This window comes from Microbacterium sp. 22296, assembly GCF_052045385.1.
Lineage (GTDB): Bacteria > Actinomycetota > Actinomycetes > Actinomycetales > Microbacteriaceae > Microbacterium.
The window spans coordinates 102,715-115,835 of the sequence record NZ_JBQEOS010000001.1; the positions used below are offsets into that span (position 1 = coordinate 102,715).

Genomic DNA, 13,121 nt, shown 5'->3' on the forward strand with positions numbered 1-13,121 from the left:
GCGGAGGGGCGGATGCCGCCGGGCCGAGCACATGGAACGTCGCGCTGTCAGTAGGGTCGGCACATGCCGCGTCTTCTCGTCCGTCGTCCATCGCTCCGCCTCGCCGAGGGTGAGCTCACGCACCTCGACCGTGTGCCGATCGACGCCGACCTGGCGCTCGCGCAGTGGCACGGATACGTCGAGACATTCCGCACGCGCGGGTGGGATGTCATCGAGATCGCACCGGCCGATGATAAGCCGGATGGGGTGTTCGTCGAGGACGCCGTCGTCGTGTTCGGCGACCTGGCCGTGCTGTGCCGTGCCGGCGCCGAGTCGCGTCGGGGTGAGGCCGAGACGGTGCGCGCCGCCATCACGGCATCCGGGATCGACCATGCCGAGATCGTGCCGCCGGGGACGCTCGATGGCGGCGACGTGCTCAAGGTCGGTCGCACGGTCTACGTGGGCGCATCGTCGCGGTCGAACGCCGCGGGTATTGCGCAGCTGCGGGAGATCGTCGAACCCCGCGGCTGGGATGTGCGCGAGATCCCGGTGACGAAGGTGCTGCACCTGAAGTCGGGTGTGACAGCGCTGCCGGACGGCACCGTGATCGGGTTCGAGCCGCTCGTCAACGACCCCGCTCTGTTCCCCGACTTCGCCGGCGTTCCGGAGGAGCACGGTACCGCGGTGGTCGTGCTCGACGAGCGCACCGTACTGATGTCGGCGGACGCCCCGCTGACGTCCGCCGCGCATCGTGCCCGCGGGCTCGAGGTCATCACGGTGGAGGTCAGCGAGTTCGAGAAGCTCGAGGGCTGCGTCACCTGTCTGTCGGTGCGCCTGCGCGACTGACGCGAGGGTCCTGTGAGAGACCCGCGGGCCGTGCTCGCCGTGCGCGCGTCGTGCTCGCCGTGTGCGCGTCGTGCTCGCCGTGCGCGCGTCGTGCTCGCCGTGCGCGCGTCGTGCTCGCGAGAAACGCCTCCCGCTCGAAGAAACGCCGCGATAGGGCGTTTCTTCGAGCGAGAGGCGTTTCTCGGAGAGTGTTCGGCGCTGTCAGGCGTGAAGCGCTTCGTTCAGCGTCACGCCGACGCCGGCGCGCGCCGAGGCCTCGACGGCGCCCGTGAGGGAGTTCCGACGGAACAGGATGCCGTCGCGGCCCGACAGCTCGCCGGCCTTCAGCGTCTGGTCGCCGACCTTCACCTTCGTGCCGGCGGTGACGTAGAGGCCGGCTTCCACAACGCAGTCGTCACCGAGCGAGATGCCGATGCCGGCGTTGGCGCCGAGGAGGGTTCGCGCGCCGATCGAGACGCGGTGAGTGCCGCCGCCCGACAGCGTGCCCATGATCGACGCGCCGCCGCCGATGTCGGTCCCGTCGCCGATGACGACGCCCTGCGAGACGCGGCCCTCGATCATCGAGGAACCGAGCGTGCCGGCGTTGAAGTTGACGAAGCCCTCGTGCATGACGGTCGTGCCGGGGGAGAGGTGCGCGCCCAGGCGCACCCGCGACGCGTCGGCGATGCGTACGCCCGCGGGCAGCACGTAGTCGGTCAGTCGGGGGAACTTGTCGAGACCCTGCACCTCGATGCCGTGGCGCTTCAGCAGCGGAAGACGGCGGGCCGCATCGTCGGGGTGCACGGGGCCGGCGGTGGTCCACGCGACGTTGGGGAGGTGGCCGAAGATGCCGTCGAGGTTGATCTCGTTCGGACGAACCAAGAGGTGCGACAGCGCGTGCAGACGCAGATAGGCATCGACGGTGGAGGAGGGTGCTGCGTCGGCGTCGATCGTGAGAGCCACCGTCTCGACGACGACACCGCGTCGCTCGTCGGGACCGGCGGAGGCTTCGAGCGCCTCCCGTTCGGCATCCAGGTCGCCCGTCGAACCGAGCACCGGATGCGGGAACCAGGCGTCGAGCACCGTTCCGTCGAGGGTTCGTGTGGAGAGGCCGGCAGCGCTGATGCGTCGTTCGTTGCTCACACCCTCAGGCTACCGGCGAGGGCGCGTGTGAAATGATCGGGGGCATGTCCGTGCTCGACCTCACCGCCTCATCCGTCGACCTGACCCGGGCGATCTGCGACATCCCCAGCGTGTCCGATGACGAGACTCCTCTCGCGGATGCCATCGAGGCCGCCGTCTCGGCCTATGACCACCTCGAGGTCGTTCGTGACGGCGACACCATCGTCGCCCGCACCTCGCTCGGCCGCAGCCGACGCGTCGTCATCGCCGGGCACATCGACACCGTGCCGATCAACCGCAACCTGCCGGTCGAAGAGCGGGAGGTGGACGGCCAGGCCTTCCTCTGGGGACGCGGCACCGTCGACATGAAAGCCGGCGTCGCGGTGCAGCTCAAGCTCGCCGCGGAACTCACCGACCCCGCGGTCGACATCACGTGGATGTGGTACGACCACGAAGAGGTCGACTCCACGCTCAACGGTCTCGGGCGCCTGTCGCGCAACCGCCCCGACCTGTTCGAGGGTGATTTCGCGATCCTCGGTGAGCCCAGCAACGGCGAGGTCGAGGGAGGGTGCAACGGCACGCTCCGCGCCCTCATCCGCACCGACGGCGTGCGCGCGCACAGCGCCCGCTCCTGGATCGGCGAGAACGCGATCCACAAGGCCGCCCCGATCCTCGCGCGACTGGCCGAATACCGGGCCCGCGAGATCGAGGTCGAGGGACTCGTGTACCGCGAGGGGCTGAATGCCGTACGCATCTCGGGCGGTGTCGCGGGCAACGTCATCCCCGACGCGTGCGAGGTCGAGGTCAACTACCGGTTCGCCCCCAGCCGCGACGCCGAGGGCGCCGCACGCGTCGTCCGCGACGTGTTCACCGGTTTCGAGATCGACATCGTCGACATCGCCGAGGGAGCGCGTCCGGGGCTCGACGCACCCCTGGCGAAAGAGTTCGTGGATGCCGTGGGCGCCACGCCCACGCCCAAGTACGGCTGGACCGACGTCGCTCGGTTCTCGGCGCTCGGCATCCCGGCGGTGAACTATGGTCCCGGTGATCCGCACCTCGCGCACCACGATGAGGAGCGCGTCCCCGTCTGGCAGATCGACGCGGTCGAACGCGGGCTCCGCGCCTGGCTGAGCACGTCGTGACCGCACCCGCCCCCGTCGTCACCGCCGCGAACGCATGGACGCGGCTGCCCGTCGCGGCGCGGATCGCCATCGTCTACGTCGTCGCGCGTTTGGTCACGACGGCGTTCTTCCTGTTCGCGGCCTCGCTGTCGACCGAGGGGTCGCGGTTCGGGATCGCCCCCTCGCTGTCGAATCTCGCCATCGGTTGGGACGCGCAGTGGTACTGGACGGTGGCGGTGTCGGGGTACCCGTCCGAGCTGCCGCTGGCGGAGGCGGGGCACGTCGCCGAGAACGCCTGGGCTTTCATGCCGCTGTACGCGTATCTCTCGGCCGGTGTCGGATTCTTCCTCGGGTCGTGGGGCGCCGGCGCGGTCGTCGTCTCGCTCGTCGCGGGCTACGGGGCGTGCGTGGCGCTGCACGCGATGCTGCGGGAGCGCATCGGGGGGGATGCCGCGATGTGGGCGGTCGTGCTCTTCTCGTGCGGTCCGCTCGCCGCGCTGTTCCAGGTCGGCTACGCCGAGACGCTCTTCCTCTTCCTGCTGTTCCTGTCGATCCGGTGCGTTCAGCGCCGGCGGTGGGGCTGGTTGTACCTGCTGGTGCCGGCGATGGGTTTCACCCGTCCCGGCATCCTGGCCTTCGCGCTCTTCCTCGGGCTCTACGGCATCCATCGCTTCATCCGCCGACGCAGCGAGACGCTGCCCGCGCGTGACGTGGTGCACATCGTGTCGTTGGGCGCCCTGGCAACCCTCGTGGGGTTCGCGTGGCAATGGGTCGCCGCTGTCGTGACCGGCGATCCGGGTGCGTATCTCGCCACCGAGCTCGCCTGGCGTCGTAACTGGCTCGGCGGCGAGAGCGGATTCGTGCCGATCGACGGGTGGGTCAAGGCCGCGGGCTTCTGGTTCACGCAGTGGGGTCTCGGGCCCGAGATGGGCTACATCTTCCTCTTCCTGCTGGTCGTCGCCGTTGCGGCGGGTCTGTTCCTGCTGCCGCAGGTGAAGAAGCTCGGGATCGAGGTGCGCCTCTGGTCGGCGAGCTACCTCGTCTATCTGCTGCTGGTGTTCTTCCCCCAGTCCAGCGTCTTCCGGCTGCTCGTGCCGGCGTCGCCGCTCTTCGGCGCCCTCGCGGTGCCGCGTTCGCTGCCGTGGCGCCTCGGAATGCTGGCACTCGCCCTGGTCGGGCAGTGGTGGTGGATCTACAACATGTACGCGCTGGGGAACACCTATTGGCAGATTCCCTGACCTCGCGACGCCAGGTGACGACCTGTGACGGCGGGTTGTGCCGGTGACCGACTAAACTAATCGGAGTGCAATCACGAGAAGGGGGCCGCGATGGCAGCCATGAAGCCGCGTACCGGTGACGGACCGATGGAGGCCGTGAAGGAGGGTCGGTTGATCATCGTGCGGGTGCCGCTCGAGGGGGGTGGACGACTCGTCGTCTCCGTCAACGATGCCGAGGCGAAAGAACTCTACGACGTCCTCGGTGGCGTCGTCACCGCCTGACGACCGTCAACGTGCGAAGGCCGGCCCCTCGGGGCCGGCCTTCCGTGTTCCTCCGGGCGATGGGGCCCGGAGGCCTCCCCGACGACACCCTCCGGCGGCGATCCGGGTCGTTCCGAGTCGCGACAGACGGTGCGGGCGATGACATGCCCGGCATCCGCGACAGGCGTCCGGGCGGCTCGACACCCCCGTGGGCTCCACCGGTCGCGAGACCGAGCTCCCTCGCTCAGACGTTGGTCGGGCGCGTCGTCAGCTGCAGGAGACCCTCGCCCGTGGTCGACAGGGCGCCGATGACGGCGGGCGAGGTCTGCACCTCCTGGATGAGCGAGCGATAGGCCGTCGTGACGGCATCGCGTCGCACGGGGTCGGCGACCGCACCGTTCGCGAGCACACGGGGGATGAGGACCGTGCCGCCGGCACGAACCAACCGCAGTCCGTGCTCGACGTACTCGATGACGCCTTCGGGGTCGGCGTCGATGAACACGATGTCGTAAGACGCCTCGTTCATGCGCGGGAGGACATCGGATGCCCGACCGGTGATGAAGCGCGCACGCGCGGCAGGGACACGCGCATCGATGAACGCGGACCTCGCGGCGCCGAGATGCTCGGGCTCGTTGTCGATGGTCGTGAGGGTCGCGCGCGGCGAACCGTGGAGGAGCCAGAGGCCCGAAACACCGCCGCCGGTTCCGACCTCGACGATGTTGAGGGCTCGGGATGCCGCCGCGATCACCGCAGCCTGCGCTCCGACCGCCGCGCTGATGGGCGCAGCGCCCAGTTCGAGAGCGTGCGCCCGTGCGCGAGCGATGTGCTCGGGCTCGACCGTCGACTCCTGCACGAACCGCTCGTTCGCCTGCTGACCGCTCACGTGGACCTCCTTGTTCAGGCTAGACGGCCGATCGGTGCGGGACCCCCAGGCGCGGCCGGTAATCTGGACGCATGTTCTTCGGGCTCACGATCGAGAAGCTCATGCTGATCGGCGTGATCGCAGCGGTCCTCATCGGTCCGGAGCGACTGCCCCGCTACGCCGAGGCGCTCGCGAAGTTCACCAAACGCGCGAAAGAGACCATGCAGGGTGCGCGGTCGCGCATGCGCGACGAGATGGGTCCCGAGTTCGACGACGTCGACTGGAAGAAGCTCGATCCGCGTCAGTACGACCCGCGCCGCATCATCCGCGAGGCTCTGCTCGACGACACTCCGACCGCGACGATGCGCGCGGCGGGCGCGGCGGCGCTGGCCGCCCGTGAGAAGCCCGAGACGACGCCCTTCGTCGCGGGGGAGCGTCCCCCGTTCGACGATGAGGCGACCTGACCGCGCGGGGCTCCTCGCTGATCTCCCGGACCGGGAGGCCGCGCCGCCTCAGACGCCGAGGCGCAGCGGCTTGCCCGCCAGGCCGCGGGGGCGCACGGCGAGGGCCGCGGCGGCGGCGGTGATCGCGCGGGCCGCGGGGTCGTCGGGGGCGGCGATGACGACGGGACGCCCGTCGTCGCCGCCGGTCCGCAGGGCCGCACTCAGGGGAACGGATGCCAGCAGGGGCACGTCATCGATCTCGCTCGAGAGGGCGCGGGCCACGGCTTCGCCGCCCCCGGCGCCGAACAGGTCGAGCAGCGTCCCGTCGGGGAGGGTCATCGCGGACATGTTCTCGATCACGCCGATGGGGCGCTGACCCGTCTGGCGCGCCACGAGCCCGGATCGGACGGCGACGTCGGCGGCGGCCGCCTGCGGGGTCGTCACGACGAGCACGTCGGCGTGGGGGAGCAGCTGACCGACCGAGATCGCCACGTCGCCCGTGCCCGGCGGCATGTCGAGCAAGAGAACGTCGAGGTCGCCGAAGAACACGTCGGTGAGGAATTGCTGCACGGTGCGATGCAGCATCGGCCCGCGCCAGGCGACCGCGCCTGCGGCCTCCTCGCCCGGACGGCGCAGGAACATGCCGATCGAGATGACCTTCACGCCGTAGGCGACGGGCGGGAGGATGAGGTCGTCGAGCTTCGTCGGAGCCGGTGGCAGACCGTCGGCGTCGACCAGACCGAGCAAGCCCGGGATGGAGAAGCCGTGCACGTCGGCATCCACGAGTCCGACCCGAAGGCCGCGCGCTGCGAGCGCCACGGCGAGATTGGCGGTGACGGTCGACTTGCCGACGCCGCCCTTGCCGCTCGTCACCGCGATGACGCGGGTGAGCGAGTCGGAGCCGAAGGGCATCTCGCGCTTGGCCCGACCGCCGCGGAGCTTCTCGGTCAGCGCCTTGCGCTCGTCGGGTGACATCACACCGATCCGCACGTCTACCGTATCGATGCCGGCGACCGAGGCAGCGGCATCCCGAACGTCGCGCTCGATGCGATCGGCGGCCGGGCACCCGACGATGGTCAGCGCGATCGCGACCTCGGCGGTCGCGTCGTGCACGTCGACGCCGCGCAGCATGTCGAGTTCTCCGAGGGGACGTCGCAACTCGGGATCTGTGACGGCCGCGACGGCGGCGCGCACGCGCTCCGCGAGCTCGGTCGTCGCGGGCTCCGACGTCATGAGCCGGTCCGCGGGTGCTCGTCGTGCTCGTCGAGGCGATCGAGGGCGGCCCTGAGTTCGGCGCGCAGGGTGTCCTTCGTGATGACCTCGTCGGTCAGGTCGCGCACGGCCATGCGCAGCGCAACGATCTCACGGGCGAGGTACTCGGTGTCCGCGAGGTTGCGTTCGGCGCGTTGACGGTCCTGCTCGATCTGGACGCGGTCGCGGTCGTCCTGCCGGTTCTGCGCGAGCAGGATGAGGGGCGCCGCGTACGACGCCTGCAGAGAGAGCACGAGCGTCAGCGCCGTGAAGCCGATCGCGGCGGAGTCGAAGCGCCAGTCATCGGGCGCGAGAGAGTTGAACCCCATCCACAGCACGCAGAACAGCGTCAGCGAGGCCAGGAACGTGGGTGTGCCCATCGCGCGCGCCACCCACTCGGTGAAACGGCCGAAACGGTCACGCGAAGGCTGCGGCGCGCGGGGCGCCAGCACCCCCGTGCGACCACGGGGGGCGTCGAGGGCGGGACGTCGGTTGGTGCGTGCCATCAGCGCCTCCTCGGAGTGTTCGGGACCTGGGTGGGAATGCTCTGCGTCGTGAGCTGTCGGGTCGTCGTCTTCGGTGTCGGATCGTCGCCGTCGTGCGTGCGCCAGTCATCGGGCAGCAGGTAGTCGAGCACGTCGTCGACGCTGACGCAGCCGACGAGGCGATGCGCCTGGTCGACCACGGGCAGAGACACGAGGTTGTAGCTGGCCAGCAGACGCGCCACCTCGGCGGCGGTGGCGTCGGCGGGCACCGGCTCGAGGGTGTCGTCGATGATGGCGCCGAGACGCTCGTGCGGCGGATAGCGCAGCATCCGCTGGAAGTGGACCGTGCCCAGCAGGCGTCCGGTGGGGGTCTCGTACGGCGGCAGGGTGATGAACACGGATGCCGCGAGCGCGGGATGCAACTCGTGACGGCGGATGAGGGCCAGGGCCTCGGCCACCGTGGCATCCGCCGACAGCACGATCGGCTCGGGGGTCATGAGACCACCGGCGGTGTCGGGCCCGTACTGCAGCAGGGCGCGCACGTCGTCGGCTTCCTCAGGTTCCATCAGCTCGAGCAGTTGCTCGGAGCGGGACTCGGGCAGCTGACCGAGGAGGTCGGCCGCGTCGTCGGGCTCCATGGCATCCAGGATGTCGGCGGCGCGCTCGTCGCCGAGCTGCTCGAGGATGTGCACCTGCTCGTCTTCGGGCATCTCTTCCAGAGCATCGGCGAGACGGTCGTCGCTGAGTTCCTCCGCGACCTCGATGAGACGCTCCTCAGGCAGATCGAGGAGGGTGTTGGCCAGGTCGGCGGGCTTGAGCTCGGAGTAGGTCGCCACGAGCTGTTCGGCGGACTGCGCTTCGCCGGGCGTCTGGTTCTCGCGCACCTCGCCCCACGCGGCGAAGGTCGTCGCTCCCTTGGCGAACGGGGAAGCGCTCGTGCGCGGGCGACGCAGGAACAGCTGACCCACGTCCCATTCGCCGAGGCGGTTGCGTTCGATCGCGACGTCTTCGATCACGGCACCGCCGGAGCCGTCGACGAGGCTCACGCGCCGCCCGAGCATCTCGGCCATCACACGCACTTCGCCACCGCGCTGCTGGAAACGGCGGACGTTGATGAGACCGGTCGTGATGACCTGACCCGACTGGATGGAGGTGACGCGCCCGATGGACACGAACACATGTCGACGGCCGGGGATCTCGACCACGAGCCCCACGACGCGCGGCGCCGCCGACGCGCGGTAGATCACCACGACGTCGCGCACCTTGCCCAGACGGTCTCCCGCCGGGTCGAACACCGTGCAGCCCGTCAAACGGGCGACGAAAACCCTCTGCGTGCTCACCGGTCCAGCGTAGTCCGCAGGTCTCGGTGAACACCTCGGGAACGGTCAGGCGCGCGTGACAGGATGGTGAAATGAGTATGTTCGCGCAGCGTCCGGGTGCCGGCCGCGACGAGGTCGGCGAGAAGGTCGCCTCGTTCCCGACTTACGAGCAGGCGCAGAAGACGGTCTCGTCGCTGATCGCCGGCGAGGTTCCCGCGCGCGACATCGCCATCGTCGGGTCGGGACTGCGTTCGATCGAGCGCATCACCGGCAAGCTCGGCTACGCCACGGCAGCCCGCTCGGGTGCCCTGAACGGCCTCATGCTCGGTCTGCTCTTCGCGTTCATCTTCGTACTCGGAACACCGACGGTCCAGATTTCCGCGTTCATCGGCGTGCTGCTCGTCGGAATGGCGCTCGGGATGCTGCTGAGCCTCGGCACCTACTCGATCGTGCGCCGGCGTCGTGATTTCGCGTCGGTCATGCAGGTCGCCGCCGACCACTACGACGTGTGCGTCGCTGCGAACAGCGTGCACAAGGCACGCGGCATCGTGGGACCCACGGGAACGCAGCGCACCGTGGTGTCGCGACCCGCCTCGGACGACACGGCGCCTCCGCGCTACGGCGAGCGCGTGCCACCGGGGACCGAGGCCCCCGCCGCGCCGCCGCGTCCGCCGGTCACTCCTCCCGTCGGGGAGGCAGGGCCCCCGCAGTACGGTGAGCGCGTGCCGCCCGCGGGCGAGGCCCCCGTGGCGCCGCCGCGCCCGCCGGCACCCACCGCGTCTCCCGCCTCGCCCGCGCCGACCGGCGAGGAGCCGCCCCGGTACGGCGAGCGCGTGACGCCGCCGTCGTGTGGTGACGAGGACGCCGACAGCGACTCCGCTCCGACCATCCGGTGAGCTCCGAGCCGGTCCGCATCCCCGTCGCGTTGCCGACGGGTGCCACCGAGGTATCGGGGCTGTGGGCGCGGGCGGAATCGCCGACCGCGACGATCGCTTTGGCGCACGGAGCGGGCGCGGGTATGGAGCATCCGTTCCTCGCCGGACTGGCAGACGCGCTGATGGCGGATGGTGTGTCGGTGCTGCGCTTCGTCTTCCCCTACGTCGAGGCCGGCCGCCGCATGCCCGGACCCGCGGCTCACGCCGTCGCGACGTGGGCGGGCGTACAGGCGTGGCTCGGCACCGCGGCACCCGGACCCTGGGGCGCCGTGGGCAAGTCGTACGGCGGACGCATGGCGTCGGTCGCGTGCGCCGAGCAGGTCATCGCCCCCGGGACCCTGGTCTACCTCGGGTACCCCCTGCACCCGCCCGGTCGACCCGACAAGCCGAGGCGCGAGCACCTGCCCGCCATCGCCGTGCCGCAGCTGTTCGTCGAGGGAGAGAACGACCCGTTCATCGACCCGAGGGAACAGTTCGAGGAGGTCGTGGCCTCGTGCCGGGATGCCCGGGTGCACTGGGTCGCCGGTGGCAATCACTCGTTCGAGGTGAAGGGCGCGCGGCGGCCGGCGTACGAGATCGGCGCGGCACTGGCTCCGGTGGTGGGGGAGTTCGTTTGCGGGGTGTGAGGGGACGCTCGCTCGTTACGGCGCGGGTCGAGGCGTCGGCGGGGGGAAGGTTGCGGAGCGCTCCTCGTCCGTGACGCGTCCGCACCGAGATATCGCGAGGAGGTCGATGGCTTTGCGGCCATCGATCGTATTTTCTTCGACGGTCAACGTCATTCGGGGCGAATCACGAACGAGATACACCTCGGCGAAGTTCACGGGCACTCCCAACTCCTCGACATGCCACTCATCACCCAAGAGCTGGGGCACTTCTTCGATGAAGCGCGGGATGTCGAAACTGTCGTCAACGAAGAGTGCCCATTGACCGGTATAAAACGAACCTGAGCCGCCACTCAGCGTCAGACCGTCGTTGCACGGATATGGGTCGAACTCGGGGGTCGCGACGATCTCCTTTGGTCCCGGGACGAGGTCCGAGACCACCTGCAGTGCATCGAGTGTCTCGCTGCGCACCTCGGTGTACGACGGTGTGGACATCGCGCAGCCTCCCAATACCTCAACGGTGACGATGACAATTGCGATGTAAAGCAAGCGTTTCACTCCGCCATACCTTTCGTCCTCAGGAGGTATTTCACGGAGTTCAGTACCTTCCCGTTGATACTCTCGTCGTCGCTCATCAGCGCGTTGTGATGAGCGACGCTGTCGGCGACGACCAATGGGACGCCAAGCGTCAGCTTGGCGGGATCAGTCCCCGGGAGCCCGGAGTCGAGAGTCTTCACACCACCGATGGACTCAGGACCAACCCCGAAGCCCACCGGACCCAGTTGAAGCCCCGCGTAATAGCGATTGATGTCATCCGGCCCCTGCGCCGAAAAATAGGTCGTTCCATCCGAAGGCACGTACCCGTCCACCGCGCCGACGGACGCGGCTAAGAACCGGGAATTCACGATGCCGCCGTATGCTTCGGCGGCGCTGCCGACGCCGCCGCCGTACGAATGCTCATAGCTCATGGTCCACAGACTCGGATCTGCGGCGCGCACACCCAGAATGAACCGGGCATATTCGGGTGCACGATCGTGCGCGTATCCGTTCCACTGAGGACCCCCGCCGTAAGGGATATCCCGCAGTTGAGGCATGGGTCCGGTCATCACGGTGAACGCCATCACCTCTCCTCGGCCGCCTCGCACCTGCCAGTCCGCGAATCCGGTCACGGGGTCCTCTCCATAGAACGAGTCCGCCGTGGTGTTCGTGCCCGGCACGACGAACAGCGCGGCTTTCGCGGTGGCGGGATCGCCCGACATTTCGATGAGTGAGCCGTGGTGGGGGTCCCACGCGTAGAGCTGTCTTCGACCGTCGGCCACGGCCTGGAAGTAGGCCGTCTCGCGCTCTATGGCGTCGATGTCTGCGGAAGGAACGGCGCGGGATCGCCGCGCACCGGTGGAGCTGTCGATGCCGAGCGCGCGGTCGCGTTTCGCGCGGAGCTCGGTCAGGTGGCCTGCGGCGCGGGCCCGGTTGGCCGCGACGCGATCGGCGAGGGCGACGCCGTCCAGGTTGCCGATCAAAGCCGGGACCGCTCCGACAAGCGCGGCAGCGACGGTGGGGGACAGGCTCGACCACCATTCGGCCACGGCTTCGGGTCGGCCGCGTCGGATGATGGCTGTCCACTCCGGGTTCTCGCGCAGCAAGCGCGCTGCATCGGCGCCGCCGCGAGCGAGACGGCGGAGGAGGGGGAGCGCGGCTTCGTCGAGGACGGACGTCGAGGGCGCATCCGGGGCGGCCTCATCGACGGAGAGGTCGCGGGTCAGGGTCCACGAGACGTCGGGGATCGAACGGAGCGTCGCGGCGCACGCGCGCGCTGCGGCATCCCATCCATCGATCAAGGCGGCGCAGTCCCGGCGGAATGCGGCGTCGTGTTCGGCGTGCGCGATGTCGTCGAGACGCCGACCGAGAGTATCGCTCGCCTCAGGGAGGGCCAGAACCGCAGTCGCCGTGTGTTCGCGCAGTCGCTCGATCAGGGCGTTGCGTCGGCGGTTCACGGCCTCGAGTTCATCGGCCAGCGTCTCGATCGCCGTGCGCGCACCGCGCAGGCCCGAGTGGATCTCGGCGGCGGCAGGATCGAGTGGACGCAGACTCTGCTGCAGCGCGGTCGCTTCGGGTGCGCGGTACACACTCGACAGCAGCTCCCAGGTGAACAGGATGCGATCGGCCGAGGGTTTCGTGGCGGATCCCGCGGCCTCCACGGACTGGGCGAGTCGACGCAGCTCGTCGGGATCGGCGGGGCAGACGGGGATGTCGTCGATCGCGGGGGTCATCGACGCGCCCGACCGAACCGCGCCGGATCGAACAGTGCCGAATCGGGGTCTGCACGGTGCGTCGACGCGACCATGTCGTCGTCGGCCTCGACGTAGGCGAGGACGGCCGATCGAAGAGCCGAAAGGGCCGAACGCCCGCGCGACACGATGCCGCGCGACAACTCGACCCGGGCGAGCGCGACGTCGTCGAACGCTGCTCGCGCGGACGGAAGGCCGCCGAGCGCGCCGCTCAGCGCCTCGACCGCGTCACGCAATGCGTGCGAGCGGTCGAGGGCGTCGTCGAGGGCGAGACGGACGCGATCGGCGATGCCGGCGATCTCATCGGGCTGGACGGAGAACGACATCCCCGGATGCTAATGAAGGCGCCCCCGCGCCCGTTTCCCGCCTGTGGATAACGGCGCGGAATTCACCACCGCGCTCGCCCGCAGG

Annotated in this window: 15 protein-coding genes; 7 read left to right on the forward strand and 8 right to left on the reverse strand. The window is 69.6% G+C overall.

What is annotated here, in order from left to right; translation table 11 throughout:
* Window positions 1-63: 63 nt before the first annotated feature.
* On the forward strand, window positions 64-825 hold the full coding sequence (gene ddaH, locus ACTJJP_RS00490; RefSeq protein WP_440773109.1) for a dimethylargininase: 762 nt from the start codon (window positions 64-66) through the stop codon (window positions 823-825).
* A gap of 201 nt (window positions 826-1,026) precedes the next feature.
* Here ddaH and dapD read toward each other — a convergent pair whose 3' ends face one another.
* Complete coding sequence (gene dapD, locus ACTJJP_RS00495; RefSeq protein ID WP_440773110.1) at window positions 1,027-1,947, reverse strand: 2,3,4,5-tetrahydropyridine-2,6-dicarboxylate N-succinyltransferase; 921 nt, start codon at window positions 1,945-1,947, stop codon at window positions 1,027-1,029.
* 44 nt (window positions 1,948-1,991) lie between these two features.
* Here dapD and dapE point away from each other — a divergent pair, with 44 nt between their 5' ends.
* The 3 genes from dapE (at window position 1,992) to ACTJJP_RS00510 (ending at window position 4,546) form a co-directional block, all read left to right on the forward strand.
* Window positions 1,992-3,068 (forward strand): succinyl-diaminopimelate desuccinylase, encoded by a 1,077-nt coding sequence (gene dapE, locus ACTJJP_RS00500; RefSeq protein ID WP_440773111.1) that lies wholly within the window; start codon window positions 1,992-1,994, stop codon window positions 3,066-3,068.
* Window positions 3,065-4,285, forward strand: coding sequence for a hypothetical protein (locus ACTJJP_RS00505; protein ID WP_440773112.1), 1,221 nt, complete (start codon window positions 3,065-3,067; stop codon window positions 4,283-4,285). Before dapE ends, ACTJJP_RS00505 begins: the two co-directional genes overlap by 4 nt.
* Before the next feature lie 90 nt (window positions 4,286-4,375).
* Complete coding sequence (locus ACTJJP_RS00510) at window positions 4,376-4,546, forward strand: DUF3117 domain-containing protein (RefSeq protein ID WP_074615842.1); 171 nt, start codon at window positions 4,376-4,378, stop codon at window positions 4,544-4,546.
* A 223-nt stretch (window positions 4,547-4,769) separates the two neighbouring features.
* On the opposite strand, the gene ACTJJP_RS00515 is transcribed toward ACTJJP_RS00510, so the two are convergent.
* Window positions 4,770-5,408: an O-methyltransferase gene (locus ACTJJP_RS00515; RefSeq protein ID WP_440773113.1), complete on the reverse strand. Its 639-nt coding sequence runs from the start codon at window positions 5,406-5,408 to the stop codon at window positions 4,770-4,772.
* Window positions 5,409-5,479: 71 nt separating this feature from the next.
* Here ACTJJP_RS00515 and ACTJJP_RS00520 point away from each other — a divergent pair, with 71 nt between their 5' ends.
* Window positions 5,480-5,851 (forward strand): hypothetical protein, encoded by a 372-nt coding sequence (locus tag ACTJJP_RS00520; protein ID WP_055953679.1) that lies wholly within the window; start codon window positions 5,480-5,482, stop codon window positions 5,849-5,851.
* A 48-nt stretch (window positions 5,852-5,899) separates the two neighbouring features.
* Here ACTJJP_RS00520 and ACTJJP_RS00525 read toward each other — a convergent pair whose 3' ends face one another.
* The 3 genes from ACTJJP_RS00525 to ACTJJP_RS00535 are packed head-to-tail and all read right to left on the reverse strand — an operon-like array spanning window position 5,900 to window position 8,906.
* Window positions 5,900-7,063 carry a P-loop NTPase gene (locus tag ACTJJP_RS00525; protein ID WP_440773114.1) on the reverse strand — a complete coding sequence of 388 codons (1,164 nt, stop codon included), beginning with the start codon at window positions 7,061-7,063 and terminating at the stop codon, window positions 5,900-5,902.
* Window positions 7,060-7,587, reverse strand: a complete 528-nt coding sequence (locus ACTJJP_RS00530) for a DUF1003 domain-containing protein (RefSeq protein WP_440773115.1) — start codon at window positions 7,585-7,587, stop codon at window positions 7,060-7,062. The genes ACTJJP_RS00525 and ACTJJP_RS00530 overlap by 4 nt, the downstream gene beginning before the upstream one ends.
* The gene (locus tag ACTJJP_RS00535; protein WP_440773116.1) at window positions 7,587-8,906 is read right to left on the reverse strand and encodes a magnesium transporter; all 1,320 of its coding nucleotides are present in this window, start codon (window positions 8,904-8,906) and stop codon (window positions 7,587-7,589) included. Before ACTJJP_RS00535 ends, ACTJJP_RS00530 begins: the two co-directional genes overlap by 1 nt.
* A gap of 71 nt (window positions 8,907-8,977) precedes the next feature.
* On the opposite strand from ACTJJP_RS00535, the gene ACTJJP_RS00540 reads away from it, so the two are divergent.
* Window positions 8,978-9,781 carry a general stress protein gene (locus ACTJJP_RS00540; protein WP_440773117.1) on the forward strand — a complete coding sequence of 268 codons (804 nt, stop codon included), beginning with the start codon at window positions 8,978-8,980 and terminating at the stop codon, window positions 9,779-9,781.
* Window positions 9,778-10,446 carry an alpha/beta hydrolase family protein gene (locus tag ACTJJP_RS00545; RefSeq protein ID WP_440773118.1) on the forward strand — a complete coding sequence of 223 codons (669 nt, stop codon included), beginning with the start codon at window positions 9,778-9,780 and terminating at the stop codon, window positions 10,444-10,446. The genes ACTJJP_RS00540 and ACTJJP_RS00545 overlap by 4 nt, the downstream gene beginning before the upstream one ends.
* 15 nt (window positions 10,447-10,461) lie before the next feature.
* Here the strand turns inward: ACTJJP_RS00545 and ACTJJP_RS00550 are convergent, their stop codons facing one another.
* Genes ACTJJP_RS00550 through ACTJJP_RS00560 form a run of 3 tightly spaced genes read right to left on the reverse strand, consistent with a single transcriptional unit; the run spans window position 10,462 to window position 13,036 of the window.
* Window positions 10,462-10,980: a hypothetical protein gene (locus ACTJJP_RS00550; protein ID WP_440773119.1), complete on the reverse strand. Its 519-nt coding sequence runs from the start codon at window positions 10,978-10,980 to the stop codon at window positions 10,462-10,464.
* Complete coding sequence (locus ACTJJP_RS00555; RefSeq protein ID WP_440773120.1) at window positions 10,977-12,692, reverse strand: hypothetical protein; 1,716 nt, start codon at window positions 12,690-12,692, stop codon at window positions 10,977-10,979. The genes ACTJJP_RS00550 and ACTJJP_RS00555 overlap by 4 nt, the downstream gene beginning before the upstream one ends.
* Complete coding sequence (locus ACTJJP_RS00560; protein ID WP_440773121.1) at window positions 12,689-13,036, reverse strand: hypothetical protein; 348 nt, start codon at window positions 13,034-13,036, stop codon at window positions 12,689-12,691. Before ACTJJP_RS00560 ends, ACTJJP_RS00555 begins: the two co-directional genes overlap by 4 nt.
* Window positions 13,037-13,121: the final 85 nt, after the last annotated feature.